We start from the raw sequence: 14276 nt of genomic DNA on the forward strand, positions 1-14276 counted from the left end.
CCATTCAATCAGCAAGCATCCTGCCGTGCAGGAGCCCGGTGGGAACGCCGAGGCTGACCGGTTCCGATTGACCACAGCAACCGGACTGCGAAACCATCTCGCCACCGGAGGATGCAGTGTCGCAGCTTCCCCCGAGGTCGGTGCTGCAGACCCCCGTTTCGGGGAGATCGAGGTGAACTGACGCAGCGGCGTCGTCATCGCCGGCAACGGCGGCGACGACTGACCGCACCTGCTCATATCCGGTGGCCAGCAGGAAGGTGGGGGCGCGGCCGTAACTCTTCATACCTACGAGGTAGAAGTCCTTGTCCGGGTGCGCCAGGACAGCTGCCCCGTGCGCCGGGACGGTCCCGCAGGAGTGGAATTCAGGGTCGATCAGTGGCCCCAACGCCCGCGGCGCTTCAACAGCGGGATCGAGCTCGAGCCGCAGTTCGCGGAGCATCCGCAGGTCCGGACGGAACCCCGTGGCCGGTACGAGCACATCCACTTCGACCTCACGTGCGCCTTCCGGGCTCGAGGCATGAACGCGGAGTGCGCCGTCGCCGGCCTCCAGTTCAGTGATGGTGAACGAGGTCAGGAGCTCCACCACGCCGTCCTCCACCAGCGAGCGCAGGCGGCTTCCGAGCGCTCCGCGGGCCGGCAACCCGTCGAGGTCTCCGCCGCCGTAGAGCCGCTGTGCTGATCCGGATCCGCGCACACCCCAGATCAGGCGGGTTCCCGGCTCAGCTTTGGCAACCTGTCCAAGACTTAGCAGGGTGTTCGCGGCGGAGTGCCCTGCACCGACTACCATCACGCGCTTGCCGGCGAAGCGGGCGCGGTCCTTGCCTGCAGCATCGGGAAGGGGCTGCGTGATGAAGGCGTGCACAGCGCTCTCTCCCGGGGCCGGCAGCCCGGCCTGGCCCAGCGGATTGGGCTGGCTCCAGGTGCCGGATGCATCGAGAACGGCCTGCACCAGGTGATCCTCAAGTCCTCGCGGGCCGAGCACACGGACAAGGAACGGCTGGTCCTCGCGATGCAGGGTCCTCGTCTTGTCCATCCCCTGCCGCGTCACTGCGAGCACCTCGGTGTTGAGGTGCAGGGCTGCTGCGATGCCGGGTAGCGCCGCGAACGGTTCAAGGTAGGCCTCAACCAGTTCATTACCGAAGGGAAGCGCTGAGCCGCGCGGCGCCTGCCAACCGGTCGGCTTCAAAAGCCGGTGGGCGGCGTCGTCGATGTTGTACTGCCAGGGAGAGAACAGGCGGATGTGGCCCCATTGGCGGATGGCAGCCCCGACGGCGTCGCCCTTCTCGAGAATCAAGGGTGTCAGCCCTCGTTCGAGGAGATGGGCGGCGGCTGCGAGGCCGATCGGGCCGGCCCCGATGATGGCGACGGGCAAGTGACGCTGTTCCGGCATCGCTGTTCCTTCCGTTCTATGGCCCACTGGTCTAGTTACATTGATATTCATCGATATGAGTATCTGAGAGCTATCGATAAATGTCAATGTTCGAGCAACCTTGGGAATGAGTGCACGAATGCGCACGTATGTACTATGTTGAGCAGTGTGCTGACAGTCCTCCGCAATGTTGCGTATCGCAAACTCTTCTCTGCGCAGGTGATTGCGCTGCTTGGTACAGGCCTGCTCACCGTGGCACTGGGTCTCCTCGCGTTCGATCTTGCGGCGGGCCGAGCAGGAGCCGTCCTCGGTACTGCCCTCACCATCAAGATGCTGGCCTACGTCTTCGTGGCTCCCCTGATGGCGGCACTGATGGAACACCTTCCCAGGAAAGCCGTCCTGATTGCAGCTGACCTCGTCCGCGCGGCCGTTGCCCTAATGCTGCCGTTCGTGGATCAGGTGTGGCAGGTCTACGTTCTGGTATTCGTGCTGCAGTCGGCCTCGGCTACCTTCACCCCGGCGTTCCAGTCGGTGATTCCTGTGATTCTGCCGCGGGAGCGCGACTACACGAAGGCGCTATCCCTCTCGCGGCTTGCCTACGATCTTGAGTCGCTCCTGAGCCCCGTCATCGCAGCCGCGCTGCTGGTGATTATGAGCTATTCCAGTCTCTTTGTCGGCACCGTCATTGGGTTCCTGATTTCCGCTCTGCTCGTCGGAACCACTCGGTTGCCCGCTCCCCCGCCGCCCGCGCGCCGGGGTTCCCTCCTGCACCGCACCACCCTGGGGGCCCGGATCTTCCTGCAGGTGCCGTCTCTTCGTGGTCTCTTCGCACTGAACCTGGTGGTTGCCTGCGGTACCGCGCTCGTCCTGGTGAATACCGTCGTTTATGTCCGAGAACTTTATGGCGGAACCAACGCTGAGGTGGCAATCGCCCTCGCCTGCTACGGCGCCGGATCAATGACTGTGGCACTGACGACGCCGGCACTGCTGGAGCGCTTTCCGGACCGGGCCTTCATGGTGAGTGGAAGCGCGGTGATCGCAGCGGGCGTGGGTGCGGCCGGCGTCATCGCGTTACTGCAGCCCGCCTGGGTACTGATGCTCCTGCTGTGGGCGCTGCTGGGTGCCGGTACTTCGATGATCAATACGCCGTCTGCGCGCCTGCTGCGCCGCGCGGCCACGGATGCAACGCGGTCCTACCTGTTCACGGCGCAGTTCTCCCTCTCGCACGCCTGCTTCATTCTCAGTTACCCGATTGCGGGATGGGCTGGAGCCGCCGCCGGGCAGCCTGCGGCCGCGTTCATCCTTGCAACGCTCGCTACACTGGGCGCTGTGGCAGCATTGCGGCTCTGGACGGCCGAGCCTCCGGCTACCGGGGCAGATGAGTCACCTGTCAGCAAGGAGTGGACTGTTGAGCGAAGAACCGGTCGGCTCGCGGCCCAGCCTGAATCATCCGAACGATCCTGATGAAGCACGCCTCGACGTCGGCGCATCCCTGTTCAGGATGCTCGCCGACCCTACGCGGCTGCACATTCTGTGGCTGCTCTCCGAGGAATCCGGCGACGTCAGTTCCCTGGTGGAACGCACGGGAGCAACCCGCACATCAGTCAGCCAGCATCTGGCCAAGCTCCGTTTCTCGGGATTGGTAACCACGCGGAAAAGCGGCCGCAATGTCATCTACAGCATTGCGGACGGGCACCTCGCACGCCTGGTACGGGAGGGCCTGAACCACGCCGACCACCGCGTTACCGGGGAGCCTGCACACGACTGATCCTCCTGCTCCTCGGAACCGGCGCCTACCGAATACACAGCAGGCTTCCTAGTTTAGAGTTCTGGCATGAGCTTCAATGACAATGCCCAGTTCGATCCCTCCCGGGTGAGTGACCGGCGCGGCCGCGGCCGCGGCGTCGCTATCGGCGGCGGCCTCGGCGGCGGCCTGATCCTGCTGCTGTCACTGTTCTTCGGCCCGGGTGTGGTGGACCAGTTAGGACTTGACGGCGGCACCGACACGGATACCGGTATCGGTGCGGACTCTGATCCCGCCATCAACGCGTGCCAGACCGGCGCGGACGCCAACGAGCGGCTCGACTGCCGCATCCTTGGCACCGCTGAAAGCCTGGATAGCTTCTGGTCCCCTTACCTGGAGCCCTTCGGCATTCAGTACACGCCGCCCGGGGTGGTCCTGTTCAGCGGCCAGACCAACACGGGCTGCGGCGCGGCGAGCAGCGCCGTCGGGCCCTTCTATTGCCCGGCGGACGAGCAGACGTACTATGACACCGCCTTCTTCAACGATCTGGTGACCCGCTTCGGTGCGTCCGCTGGGCCGCTGGCTCAGGAGTACGTAATTGCCCATGAGTTCGGGCACCACATCCAGAACCTGACGGGCGCACTGAGCGCATCCCAGCAGGACCCCCGCGGTGCAGAGTCCGGAGCAGTCCGGGTGGAGTTGCAGGCCGACTGCTACGCCGGCATGTGGGCGGCGCATGCCACAACGGTCCCTGATCCGGAATCCGGGGTTCCCTTCCTGCGCGAGTTCACTCGAACCGACCTGCAGGACGCGCTGTCAGCGGCGTCGGCGGTCGGCGACGACCGCATCCAGGAATCGACCACCGGTCAGGTCAACCCCGAGGCGTGGACCCACGGTTCCAGTGAGCAGCGTCAGGCGTGGTTCCTGCGGGGACTAGAAACGGGAGACATCGAAGCGTGCGACACATTCGCCGCTGAGGATCTCGACAATCCCTAGCCCGCTTTCTCAGGTCCCGCAGAAGGTCCGGTACGAGCCAAAGTCCTCAGGCGCTCCAGCGGCATAGCGCTCGAAGCCGTCACGCTCCTGAAACGGCGCCGTCACAGCAGCGAGCAGCGTGCCCAGTGGTTCGAGGTCATCCTCAACGGCAGCAGCGAGAGCTTCTTCCACGCGGTGATTCCGCGGGATGTACACGGGGTTAACCCTGTCCATGGCGTCTGCTGACGGGTTCAGGGTGAGCCACTGCGCCAACCAGGCATCAAAACGTGCGGGGTCAGCGAAGTAGCTGCGGGACACTTCAACGTTCCCGCGCGCGGCAGCGCTCAGGCTCCGCAGGAAGGACGTGTAGTCCACATGGTCCTCCTCCAACAGCGTCAAGAGCTTTCCTGCGATGTCTGCCGCATCGACGCCGTCCGGCAGGCCCAGCTTGATGCGCATTCCCGCGGACCAGGCACCGCTGTAGAAAGCGGGGAATTCTGCCAGCGCTTGCTCTGCCAGCTTCACGGCGTCGTCCTGGTTTTCATCGAGCAGGGGCAGCAGCGTTTCGGCGAAGCGGGTGAGGTTCCAGTGGGCGGCGGCCGGCTGGTTCGCATAGGCATAGCGGCCCATGGTGTCGATTGAACTGTAGACCGCTGAGGGGTTGAAGGCGTCCAGAAAGGCGCACGGACCGTAGTCGATGGTCTCACCGGAAATGGTCATGTTGTCCGTGTTCATGACGCCATGGACGAAGCCCACCAGCATCCACTGCGCGACAAGCTCCGCCTGGGCACGGATGACCGATTCAAGCAAGGCGAGGTAGGGGTTGGGTGCCTGTGCTGCCTCGGGAAAGTGGCGGGTGATGGCGTAATCCGCTACGCGGCGGAGCAGTTCGATGTCACCGGTGGCACGGGCGTACTGGAAGGTACCGACGCGCAGGTGGCTGGCGGCGATTCTGGTCAGCAGGGCGCCCGGCAGCAGTTCCTCGCGCTGCACTGGACGTCCCGTGGCCACGACGGCGAGCGAACGGGTGGTAGGGATGCGAAGTGCGTTCATCGCTTCGCTGACGATGTATTCACGCAGCATGGGGCCTATTGCGGCGAGTCCGTCGCCACCCCTTCCGAACGGTGTGCGGCCGGAGCCCTTGAGGTGGATATCCCGCAGGGTGCCGTCCGGGTTTGCAACCTCTCCGAGCAACAGCGCGCGTCCATCACCGAGGCGGGGGCTGTACCCGCCGAACTGGTGGCCGGCGTAGGCCTGCGCAACCGGGGTTGCACCTTCGGGTACGCGTGCGCCGGTGAGGAGACGGACGCCGTCGGGAGCCCGCAGGAAAGCCGGATCAAGCCCGAGCTCGGCCGCGAGCTGCTCGTTGAGCACCAGCAGGTGCGGTTCGGCCGGCTCTGCTGCTTGCCAGGGCGTGCCCATTTCCGGCAGGTGGCGGGCGAAGTGGTTGTCGAGGGTGACGGTCGGCGCCGTAGAAACACTCACGTATATACCAACAGACGTGGCGTTCGGGTTGTTCCCCGCGAACGGCCCCCTTTCGTTATCGCTTTCCCTGAGGACCGGGCGTATGTTGGAGGTATGTCGGCAATGGGCCGTCCGCCCGGCGCCGTAGCTATGCGGCACGGGAAAGGAGCCGGACATGTTTAGCTTCCGACGAAAGGGCGCCGCCTTCGAGCGCAAGAAGGCCGCCGCTGCATCTGCCCATCAAAAGGACTTCCGCGAGGGGTACGTCCACATCCATGGGAACGAGGAAAAGGCTAACGACCTCGCCATGAGGGCGTATGGCGACAAGGACGGTGACGGCAAACCGGACGTTCCGTTCATGCCGTTCCCGGGGTGACGGGGCCCAGAGCGTTCGCTACATGACCCGCTCACCCAGGGTGATGTTCCTGCCGAAATCGGAGTAGAAGGGCGGGAAGACTGTGACGGATTCAACGACCGGCTTGCCCGTCAACTGGGCTAACAACTCCCGCACCCGCGCAGGTTCCTGGTAGAGACCGTTCAGCTCGCCGGTGATGCGCAGGGCCTGTTGGCTGGTCCGATGCATCACTTCGTGCAGTGGGAAGTCCCCCATGATGGTGTGGCCGGCGTTCAGCGCGTCAAGTAGTTCGTTGAGTTCCATGGTGTCCTTTCGGTCTGACGGAAGTTCCGAGGCAGCCAATGAACCGCAGCCTGGTGACAACTCTTCATGACAGGATGCCCTTATGGGGAATACGTTGAAAGTTCTCGTGACTACAGTCGCCATTTCTGCCACGCTGATTGCCCTCGCGGTCTGGGTCCTATCCGGGATAACGGTTCTGGACGCGTTCGCGGTAGTGGCGCTGTCGCTGCTGATCGCTCTTGCCCTGCGCCATCTCCGGGAAAAACACGTGAAGCTCAGGGCTGACGACGAGGGACAGCGCCATCACCGCGGACGCGGTGGAGGCGGGCTGATGTGACAGTCCGCCTCGGCGCAGGTGAACCATGGACACCAGTCCCCTGAGGGTTCACCGTCGCGCGGATGGTTACGCTGGGTGAATGGCGACAGTTCTTCTCGTGCGGCACGGCCGCACCACAGCGAATGCTTCAGGGCTTCTGGCTGGCAGGGCCGACGGCGTCAGCCTGGACCAGGTCGGCCGGGAGCAGGCGGCCCTGACCGCTGACCGGCTTGCAGCCGTCCAGGTTGTCGGAGTCGTGTCGAGCCCGCTCGAGCGGTGTCAGCAGACCGCCCAATTCATCCTCGATCGCCAGGCCGGCGACTCGCGTGCAGCCGTCGATATGAATCTCGATGCCTGTCTGACGGAATGTGATTACGGCCAGTGGCAGGGCCGCATGCTCAATGATCTCGCCACCGAGGACCTGTGGTCGGCAGTGCAATCGCAACCGTCCGCCGTCACTTTTCCCGGCGGCGAATCCATGGCCGCGATGCAGGCCCGGTCGGTGGCGGCGATTCGACGCCACGACGCCTCCTTCGAATCCCTCCACGGGCCGGGAGCAGTGTGGGTGGCAGTGAGCCACGGTGACATCATCAAGTCGATCCTCGCCGACGCCCTCGGCATGCACCTCGACCTATTCCAACGCATCAACGTGGGACCGGCCTCCGTGTCGATCCTGCGTTACGGAGCCAATCGGCCGACCGTTCACGCAACCAATACCGACGCCGGCGATCTGTCTTGGCTGTCCACCAGCGTCACTTCCGACGACGCACCGGTGGGCGGTGGCGCAGGACACACGGCGTCATCAGCGCGATGAGCCTAAAATAGCAACATGCCCACAACTGTTCACGAGTTTGTCTGGCCTGACCGCGTCGTCGTCGGCACCATCGGGCTTCCGGGGGCCCGCACGTTCTACCTGCAGGTACGTGCAGGAAAGCAGATAGTCAGCATCGCCCTCGAGAAGCAGCAGTCGGCGCAACTCGCCGAAAAAATCGATGAGATCCTCGATCAGCTCATCAACCTCGAGGGCAACCCCTTCAGCGTGCCCACGAGCACTCCCATCGAACTCGTCGACAATGACCAGCTTGAGGCGGTAGAGGAACAGTTCCGCACCGGCGTCATGAGTTTGGGGTGGGACCCGACCACGGCGCAGATCGTCGTCGAGGCGTACCCGCTCAGTGACGCTGAGAGCGAAGACGAAACCTTCCCCGATGACGACGACGCCGATGCGTCCGAAGTGCTGCGGGTCAGCATGCCTGTTGGTACCGCCCGCGCCTTCGCCAAGCGCACCCGCGAGGTTGTAGGCGCCGGGCGTCCGATCTGCGTGCTGTGCGGTCAGCCAATCGACGCTGATGGGCACATCTGCGCCCTGCCCGAAGCCTGATGCCGACGCCGGACCTGTTGACCGCCGAGCTGACGCTCACCGGCCGCATCACGACGGCGTCGAACGCGACCTTCCTGGGCAGCATCGGCGATGCAGCAGTCATCTATAAGCCAGTAGCAGGCGAGCGTCCGCTCTGGGATTTCCCCGACGGTGTTCTTGCGCACCGGGAGATGGCCGCCTACCTCGTCTCGGAGATACTGGGCTGGAATGTCGTTCCTCGCACCTGGCTACGCGACGGTCCACTGGGTGAAGGGATGGTGCAGCTCTGGCAGGAGACGGATCTAGCCCAGAACGCGGTGGATCTGGTTGCGACGGGCGAGGTGCCGAAGACCGGCTGGAAGCAGGTCCTCGAAGGTCAGGACGAGAACGGCTCGATGGTAGCTCTCATCCACGAGGACTCCCCCGCGCTGAGACGTATGGCGGTGTTTGACGTACTGGTCAACAACGCCGACCGCAAGGGCGACCACATTCTTGCAATGGAGGACGGGCATCGGCACGGTGTGGACCATGGGCTGACCTTCCACAGCGACCACAAACTGCGCACGGTGCTGTGGGGATGGCTCGGTGACCCACTCACGAGCGAAGAGCTCGACGGCGTCGATCGCCTCAGCGAGGCCCTGCACGGTGAGCTGGGCCATGAACTGGCGGACCTTTTGTCCGCGGACGAAATCGCTGCGCTCGCGGCGCGTTGCACCCGGATGCGCTCATCCGGGCGGTTCCCAGCTCCGAGCGGTGAAACGCCCGCGGTGCCCTGGCCATTGTTCTAGGAACGGACGCAATCCTTCCGTGAAGAATCGTCCTCTACCGTAGCTTTCAGCGCCCCTTCACCGGAGAATGAGGGCCATGACGACCTACACCAGCACGAAGGAATTCGAGGGCGCAACCTTCGTCAGGGCAAGTTTCAAAGGCGCCACCCTGCGATTCTCCGATGTCAGCGGCGTGTCGATGCGCGGCGTCGACGTGGACGGACTCGACATCGACAGCCACGACCTGTTCTTCGGCAGTCTTCTCGTCAACGGGGTCGACGTGGTGCCGCTTGTGGATGCCGAACTCAACCGGCAGTTCCCGGGCCGCGAACTGCAGAAGGCGCAGACGCCCGAAGGCCTGCGGGAGGGGTGGCTCGCGGTGCAGTCCGCGTGGCAGGAGACTGTGGATGGCACGCCAACGAACTTGGTGGACAGGCAGGTAGCGGACGAATGGTCTCTGGCTCAAACCCTGAGGCACCTCATTCTGGCGACCGACGCCTGGCTCGGCAGCGGGATCCTGCGGAAGGAGCAGCCGTTCCACGAGATCGGACTGATTTTCACCGGCGCCGGCGAGATGGGTTTCGACATGTCGATCTTCCGGGTGGAGCTGCCGGCGTACGAGGAGATTCTCGCTGTTCGGGCAGAGCGCCAACAGCAGGTCACCGATTTTCTGGCCACGGCAACGCCGGATCTTCTCGCAGAGGAACGCGAGAACCCCTGGGGCGGCGGCGACTGGCATCCAAGCGTCGGCGACTGCATTCGCGTGATCCTCGAGGAGGAGTGGGCACACCTCCGCTACGTCAGACGGGATCTCGCTCGTATTGGTTAGGGCCCGAGAAAACCAGCCGGGCCGGGTCCGCCTGGGGGACTCGTTAGCATGGGCTCATGGGACGAGTCAGGAATGTCAGGATAGAACCGCTGATAGGAAGTCTTGTTCTGATGCTTATCGTCGGATACTTCTCGCAGACGTCTCCATCTGCATGGGTGGCGCTCCTGATAACACTGGTCACCGTAGCGTTCGGCATACAGATCGCTACTGCTGTCCTCAGGAACTCATCCGAGCAGGTCGAGGGTGCTAAACCTGCACCCCGACGGCGTACCGTGATGGCACTCGCATCAGTGGTCGGTCTCATCGCGGTGGCGCTATTCGCGTACGCGTCCTACACGTTGCTCGCATTCGCGCATTACTTCTCGCTGGCTGCCATCGGTGCGGCGCTCTGTAGCGTGATTGTCGCTTGCATTTCGATCCGAGCCGCCAATTACTCAGCCTTGCAGAACTGACGACAGGCACCCGGCTATCCCGTCTCCCGGCGGTAGTGACAATCAGCTCAGGAGAGCACGGGAACGGCGAATTCCAGCTGGTCAGCTCAACCACTACTCCGATGAGATTTACAGTAAAGGATGCGCCTGACCCGAAACCGCGACCGGCGGCCGTTTGAGCAATGGTCGGCCGTCGTCCTGATTGCCCTCCTGTCAGCAGCGCTCTGGTTCGGCTGGTTCGCCTGGGATACCGAGTACCAGTACGACGCCGCCACGGGTGAACTGACTGGACCGTATGAAGTATGGCAGGGAGTGGCAGCGCTTCTGTGCGGCATCGTGGTGATAGGGCTCGCCTACCGGCTCTTGCATTTCATCGTTGCTCTGCTGGTACTTCCTGCTTCCTTCACGCTTGCATGGATCAGCACTGCCTCTGCCATGGATTCGGGCGGCCTGTGGGCGGTCGGGGCTATACTTCTCGCCTTCGGTACTACTTTCGGTACAGCCGTCTTGCTTGGCATCGCCGCAGCAATCGAAGCCGTAGGCAACAGACAACGGGCCCCGATATCCGAGTGAGCAAACACCGGGCATGTCCAGCAGTCGTGGGGTGATCTAATTCTCTGAGTCCCGTGGAGCTGCCGTAACCAGACGCGCCAGGTCGGTGCCCGGCGCCGCAAGTCGATCCACGATGTCAAAGACGAACTGCTGCATGGCGGCAGCGGCGGCCGAGGGTCCGACGTCGTTGCGCCGGGCCAAGTTGACGGTCCGCGTCAGCGAAGGACTCACCAAGCGAGCCCTCCGCAGTCCGGGGCGGTCATGGACCACCATCGCCGGCACCACGGCCACGCCGAGCCCTCTTTCAACAAACCGCAGCACTGCGTCCATTTCGGCGCCCTCCACGGCCACCACCGTTTCCAGACCAGCGGCGGAGAACGCAGCATCGGTGGCGACCCGCAGGTCGTAACTGCGGTTGAACGCCACCTGAGGGATGTGAGCCAGCTCTTTCAATGTGAGCTCTTCCGGCATCGCCGATCCGGCGGAGGAGACGACCACAAGCTCTTCTGCGAGCAGTGGAATTAATTCGGTGCCCGGAACCGTCGGGTTCACTGCGCGGGTGACCACCAGGGCCAGATCCAGTGCACCTTCGTTGAGGGCCTCCACCAGGAAACGCGAGCCGCCCTCCGTGATGTGCAGTTCCACCCCGGGATGCGCACTGCGGAAGGCGGCCAGCACATCGGCGACCAGCGAGACGCACAGAGTCGGTGGAGCGCCCAGCCGAACTCGACCGCGGTGTAATCCTGACAGTTCGTCCATCTTCTCGCGAGCGGTCTGCGCGTCGCCGAGCATGCGCCGAGCGATGGGCAGCAACAGCTCGCCCGCGTTCGTCAGCGTTGCTCCTAAGGAGCCCCGGTGGAACAGTTCAGCACCAAGATCGGCCTCAAGCGCGGCGATCTGACGGCTCAGGGACGGCTGGGCGAGATACAACTCGTCGGCCGCGCGTGTGAAATGCCCCACTCGAGCTACCGCTTCAAAAGAGCGCAATTGGTCTAGCTTCACCTGTATAGCCTAAACGCATCATCGTGAGCCAAATAATTCATTGGAAACATGGAGCACACAAACCTACCGTTGTAGATATGAATCTCCACCACACTTCCGAACGCCTCCTGTCCACGTCCGTGCTGGTGATCGGTACCGGAGGCGCCGGGTTGCGCGCCTCGATCGAACTCGCTCAGCGTGGGGTGCAGGTGCTGGCGGTGGGCAAGCGCCGCAAGCATGATGCGCACACCACTCTGGCGGCTGGCGGGATCAACGCCGCTCTGGGCACTATGGACCCCGAGGACAGCTGGCAGCAGCACGCCGCCGATACCCTGCGCGAGTCTTACTTCCTGGCCGACCCGAGCATCGTAGAGACCGTAGCGCGTAATGCGGCCCGCGGCATTGCGGACCTCGAACAGTGGGGGATGCCGTTCGCCCGGGAGGAAGACGGACGGATCTCGCAGCGCTTCTTCGGTGCCCACAAGTACCGCCGTACCGCCTACGCCGGGGACTACACCGGTCTTGAAATCCAGCGCACCCTGATGCGCCGGGCGGCAGAGCTGAACGTGCCGATTATCGACACGGTCTACATCACCCGCCTGCTCGTCGCCGACGGCACGATCTTCGGCGCCTACGGCTTCGACATCGTGGACGGCACCCCCGTACAGATCCACGCCGACGCGGTCATCCTGGCCGCAGGTGGGCACACCCGAATTTGGCGGCATACCTCCTCCCGCCGCGACGAGAACACCGGTGACTCCTTCAGGTTGGCAGCGCTGGCCGGTGCCCGGATTCGCGACGCGGAACTTGTTCAGTTCCACCCGTCGGGCCTCCTGGAGCCCGACGACGCCGCCGGCACCCTCGTCTCCGAAGCCGCGCGTGGAGAGGGCGGTATCCTCACGAACGCTCTCGGTCAACGTTTCATGGAACGCTATGATCCCGCGCGTATGGAACTCTCCACCCGGGACCGGGTGGCCCTTGCCGCATTCACCGAGGTTGCCGAGGGCCGCGGGACCGAGAAAGGAGGCGTCTATCTGGACGTCTCACACCTGGCGCGCGAGACCATCCTGGAGAAGCTGCCGCGGGTCTACCGCACCCTGATCGACCTGCAGATGGTGGACATCACCACCACCAAAATGGAAATCGCACCCACCGCCCATTACTCGATGGGCGGGGTGTGGGTAGCACCGGAGGACCATAGCACCGGCGTGAACGGGCTGTTTGCAATCGGCGAGGCTTCCTCAGGTCTGCATGGGGCCAACCGGTTGGGTGGCAATTCACTGATCGAACTGCTTGTCTACGGGCGCATCACCGGAGAGCATGTCGCTGCGTACGTGGGCTCCCGCACCGAGATAAGTAGGGATCCGGCCGCCGTCGAACTGGCCCGCACCGAGATGCAGTCTCTGTTGCGCGAGAACGGGACCGAGTCAGTACGGCGCCTACAGCGCGAGCTGCGCAACCTGATGACCGAGCATGCCGGTGTGGTGCGTACCGAGCAGGGGCTCCAGGAAGGGCTGGACAAGCTAGCGGCCCTGGAGGAGCGTGCTCAGAACGTCACCGCACATCCGGACATCGCCGGCTTCGACGACCTGGCCCATGCCTACGACCTGCTTGGCTCGCTGCTGGCCGCACGTGCCACCCTGGAGTGCGCGCTCGAACGGCGCGAAACGCGTGGGGCCCATAACCGAGCGGATTTCCCTGCGATGGATCCCTCCCTCAAGGGGAACTTCATCTGGTCGCCGGCAGAGGGAGTCAGCTTCGAAGCGCTGCCGCCGGCTCCCGACTCGTTCCGGGCCCTCGCTGAAACCACCGCGGACGACTCCGTCGCCGGCAAGCTTTTGGAGTGAATACTGAATCTCCAGCTGCGGACATTCAGCTCGAGCTGTTTCTCGTGATCAGGTTCGGATGAGGAGTGCTCCATCCGTTGTCCACATAGTCCTGAAGGTTTGCGTCGTCGGTTACGAGCCGAGCCTCAACGCCAAAGGCGATATACGATGCGCCGACTTCCTCGCCAATGTTTAGGTCGCACCCACCGGTCGTTTGGCCGGGACCCTGCGACACGACGACGAGACAGGTGTTGGAACCCGCGTTAGACGTCTCCACCCCCGCGTAGAAAAGCAAACCGTCCTGCTCGGCGAGGAAACGTGAAGAGTTCTCATCGAGGTAGGAAACGTCCGCTTCCGCCGAAATCGTGTCCTCTTGACCGGCCGTTGTCTGTAGGACATCGAGGTCCGCGTGGGTTAGAGGTGCGTCCGGCTGCGCGCCGATGAGCGATTCACTGCTACAACCTGTCATGGTGAACAAGAGCGCCGTTATTCCAACGACTAGCCGCCCCTTAAGCATCGTTTCTCATTTCGTCGATGGGCTGACAATACGTGTAGCACCACCCTCAGCTCCGAAGACATGGTCGTAAAACCAGATTCAGACGGCAGCGAGCAACGCCGTGTGGCCGCACACGACGTGTGAGATGCCGACCTAAGTTAGCAATTGCTCAGGATAAAAGTCCCGCCATCGTCCGGCTAAGCCATGGGGTCGTCGGACCTAAGTTGGTCGAGCTATCTGAGCAATTCGGACAGCTCATTACTCCGGAAGACCCAGCCACAGTATCGGGTGGCTCGCAGTCAGCCCACTAGCGGTGCGCCCATCAAGTCCTGACATGTTGATTGGCTCCCGGTTAGCAGTCCAGTGGCTATGCGATAGCTAGTTGATTTTTCTGCGTCCAGGTGTCCCAGTATTGTTTCGGCGTCATGCCGTCGAGGGATCCGTGGGGCCGTTCATGATTGTAGATGTCCTTCCACTCGTCGGCCAAGTACTTCGCTTCGGCCATGGTGTCGATGATTTCCCCGGTGAG

General features: G+C 63.5%; 18 protein-coding genes. 12 read left to right on the top strand and 6 right to left on the bottom strand.

The window, feature by feature from the left end; all coding sequences use genetic code 11:
• Positions 1 to 4: 4 nt before the first annotated feature.
• Entirely contained in the window at positions 5 to 1390 is a 1386-nt protein-coding gene (locus P4U43_RS08825; RefSeq protein WP_277358399.1) for an FAD-dependent oxidoreductase, read from the bottom strand.
• A gap of 147 nt (positions 1391 to 1537) precedes the next feature.
• Between P4U43_RS08825 and P4U43_RS08830 the strand changes: the two genes are divergently transcribed.
• The 3 genes from P4U43_RS08830 (at position 1538) to ypfJ (ending at position 4109) form a co-directional block, all read left to right on the top strand.
• Positions 1538 to 2833, top strand: a complete 1296-nt coding sequence (locus tag P4U43_RS08830; protein ID WP_277358400.1) for an MFS transporter — start codon at positions 1538 to 1540, stop codon at positions 2831 to 2833.
• Positions 2748 to 3137 carry an ArsR/SmtB family transcription factor gene (locus P4U43_RS08835; RefSeq protein WP_056547375.1) on the top strand — a complete coding sequence of 130 codons (390 nt, stop codon included), beginning with the start codon at positions 2748 to 2750 and terminating at the stop codon, positions 3135 to 3137. Before P4U43_RS08830 ends, P4U43_RS08835 begins: the two co-directional genes overlap by 86 nt.
• A gap of 66 nt (positions 3138 to 3203) precedes the next feature.
• Positions 3204 to 4109 (top strand): KPN_02809 family neutral zinc metallopeptidase, encoded by a 906-nt coding sequence (gene ypfJ / locus P4U43_RS08840; RefSeq protein WP_056547372.1) that lies wholly within the window; start codon positions 3204 to 3206, stop codon positions 4107 to 4109.
• Between the two features lie 9 nt (positions 4110 to 4118).
• Here the strand turns inward: ypfJ and P4U43_RS08845 are convergent, their stop codons facing one another.
• Positions 4119 to 5573 (bottom strand): protein adenylyltransferase SelO, encoded by a 1455-nt coding sequence (locus P4U43_RS08845; RefSeq protein ID WP_277358401.1) that lies wholly within the window; start codon positions 5571 to 5573, stop codon positions 4119 to 4121.
• A gap of 154 nt (positions 5574 to 5727) precedes the next feature.
• Here P4U43_RS08845 and P4U43_RS08850 point away from each other — a divergent pair, with 154 nt between their 5' ends.
• Positions 5728 to 5928 carry a hypothetical protein gene (locus P4U43_RS08850; protein WP_277358402.1) on the top strand — a complete coding sequence of 67 codons (201 nt, stop codon included), beginning with the start codon at positions 5728 to 5730 and terminating at the stop codon, positions 5926 to 5928.
• Between the two features lie 18 nt (positions 5929 to 5946).
• Here the strand turns inward: P4U43_RS08850 and P4U43_RS08855 are convergent, their stop codons facing one another.
• Positions 5947 to 6210: an LbetaH domain-containing protein gene (locus tag P4U43_RS08855; RefSeq protein WP_277358403.1), complete on the bottom strand. Its 264-nt coding sequence runs from the start codon at positions 6208 to 6210 to the stop codon at positions 5947 to 5949.
• 106 nt (positions 6211 to 6316) lie between these two features.
• On the opposite strand from P4U43_RS08855, the gene P4U43_RS08860 reads away from it, so the two are divergent.
• The 7 genes from P4U43_RS08860 to P4U43_RS08890 all read left to right on the top strand — a co-directional run bounded on the left by P4U43_RS08860 (position 6317) and on the right by P4U43_RS08890 (position 10465).
• On the top strand, positions 6317 to 6526 hold the full coding sequence (locus P4U43_RS08860; RefSeq protein WP_277358404.1) for a hypothetical protein: 210 nt from the start codon (positions 6317 to 6319) through the stop codon (positions 6524 to 6526).
• Positions 6527 to 6605: 79 nt separating this feature from the next.
• Entirely contained in the window at positions 6606 to 7319 is a 714-nt protein-coding gene (locus P4U43_RS08865) for a histidine phosphatase family protein (RefSeq protein ID WP_277358405.1), read from the top strand.
• A gap of 15 nt (positions 7320 to 7334) precedes the next feature.
• On the top strand, positions 7335 to 7886 hold the full coding sequence (locus P4U43_RS08870; protein ID WP_277358406.1) for a DUF3090 domain-containing protein: 552 nt from the start codon (positions 7335 to 7337) through the stop codon (positions 7884 to 7886).
• A complete protein-coding gene (locus tag P4U43_RS08875; protein WP_277358407.1) occupies positions 7886 to 8653 on the top strand; it encodes an SCO1664 family protein in 768 nt (255 codons plus the stop codon). Before P4U43_RS08870 ends, P4U43_RS08875 begins: the two co-directional genes overlap by 1 nt.
• 76 nt (positions 8654 to 8729) lie before the next feature.
• On the top strand, positions 8730 to 9461 hold the full coding sequence (locus tag P4U43_RS08880) for a DinB family protein (RefSeq protein WP_277358408.1): 732 nt from the start codon (positions 8730 to 8732) through the stop codon (positions 9459 to 9461).
• 110 nt (positions 9462 to 9571) lie between these two features.
• The gene (locus P4U43_RS08885) at positions 9572 to 9913 is read left to right on the top strand and encodes a hypothetical protein (protein ID WP_277358409.1); all 342 of its coding nucleotides are present in this window, start codon (positions 9572 to 9574) and stop codon (positions 9911 to 9913) included.
• A gap of 120 nt (positions 9914 to 10033) precedes the next feature.
• Positions 10034 to 10465: a hypothetical protein gene (locus P4U43_RS08890; protein ID WP_277358410.1), complete on the top strand. Its 432-nt coding sequence runs from the start codon at positions 10034 to 10036 to the stop codon at positions 10463 to 10465.
• Between the two features lie 36 nt (positions 10466 to 10501).
• Here the strand turns inward: P4U43_RS08890 and P4U43_RS08895 are convergent, their stop codons facing one another.
• Complete coding sequence (locus tag P4U43_RS08895; RefSeq protein ID WP_277358415.1) at positions 10502 to 11452, bottom strand: LysR family transcriptional regulator; 951 nt, start codon at positions 11450 to 11452, stop codon at positions 10502 to 10504.
• A 71-nt stretch (positions 11453 to 11523) separates the two neighbouring features.
• Between P4U43_RS08895 and P4U43_RS08900 the strand changes: the two genes are divergently transcribed.
• Positions 11524 to 13272, top strand: coding sequence for an FAD-binding protein (locus P4U43_RS08900; protein ID WP_277358411.1), 1749 nt, complete (start codon positions 11524 to 11526; stop codon positions 13270 to 13272).
• A 25-nt stretch (positions 13273 to 13297) separates the two neighbouring features.
• On the opposite strand, the gene P4U43_RS08905 is transcribed toward P4U43_RS08900, so the two are convergent.
• Together P4U43_RS08905 and P4U43_RS08910 are read right to left on the bottom strand one after the other, a co-directional pair.
• Positions 13298 to 13729 (bottom strand): hypothetical protein, encoded by a 432-nt coding sequence (locus P4U43_RS08905; protein ID WP_277358412.1) that lies wholly within the window; start codon positions 13727 to 13729, stop codon positions 13298 to 13300.
• A gap of 385 nt (positions 13730 to 14114) precedes the next feature.
• Positions 14115 to 14276, bottom strand: a 162-nt coding sequence (locus P4U43_RS08910; protein WP_277358416.1) for an integrase core domain-containing protein, incomplete at its 5' end; no start/stop codon positions are given.

The sequence above is a fragment of the Arthrobacter vasquezii genome (assembly GCF_029455255.1).
Taxonomy (GTDB): Bacteria; Actinomycetota; Actinomycetes; order Actinomycetales; family Micrococcaceae; genus Arthrobacter_D; species Arthrobacter_D parietis.

What these genes read in the sequence shown, in the direction of transcription:
- P4U43_RS08825 (WP_277358399.1), bottom strand. Translation starts at nt 1,390, where the DNA reads ATGCCGGAACAGCGTCACTTGCCCGTCGCCATCATCGGGGCCGGCCCG.
- P4U43_RS08835 (WP_056547375.1), top strand. Translation starts at nt 2,748, where the DNA reads ATGAGTCACCTGTCAGCAAGGAGTGGACTGTTGAGCGAAGAACCGGTC.
- ypfJ (WP_056547372.1), top strand. Translation starts at nt 3,204, where the DNA reads ATGAGCTTCAATGACAATGCCCAGTTCGATCCCTCCCGGGTGAGTGAC.
- P4U43_RS08850 (WP_277358402.1), top strand. Translation starts at nt 5,728, where the DNA reads ATGTTTAGCTTCCGACGAAAGGGCGCCGCCTTCGAGCGCAAGAAGGCC.
- P4U43_RS08855 (WP_277358403.1), bottom strand. Translation starts at nt 6,210, where the DNA reads ATGGAACTCAACGAACTACTTGACGCGCTGAACGCCGGCCACACCATC.
- P4U43_RS08865 (WP_277358405.1), top strand. Translation starts at nt 6,606, where the DNA reads ATGGCGACAGTTCTTCTCGTGCGGCACGGCCGCACCACAGCGAATGCT.
- P4U43_RS08870 (WP_277358406.1), top strand. Translation starts at nt 7,335, where the DNA reads ATGCCCACAACTGTTCACGAGTTTGTCTGGCCTGACCGCGTCGTCGTC.
- P4U43_RS08875 (WP_277358407.1), top strand. Translation starts at nt 7,886, where the DNA reads ATGCCGACGCCGGACCTGTTGACCGCCGAGCTGACGCTCACCGGCCGC.
- P4U43_RS08880 (WP_277358408.1), top strand. Translation starts at nt 8,730, where the DNA reads ATGACGACCTACACCAGCACGAAGGAATTCGAGGGCGCAACCTTCGTC.
- P4U43_RS08885 (WP_277358409.1), top strand. Translation starts at nt 9,572, where the DNA reads ATGCTTATCGTCGGATACTTCTCGCAGACGTCTCCATCTGCATGGGTG.
- P4U43_RS08890 (WP_277358410.1), top strand. Translation starts at nt 10,034, where the DNA reads ATGCGCCTGACCCGAAACCGCGACCGGCGGCCGTTTGAGCAATGGTCG.
- P4U43_RS08900 (WP_277358411.1), top strand. Translation starts at nt 11,524, where the DNA reads ATGAATCTCCACCACACTTCCGAACGCCTCCTGTCCACGTCCGTGCTG.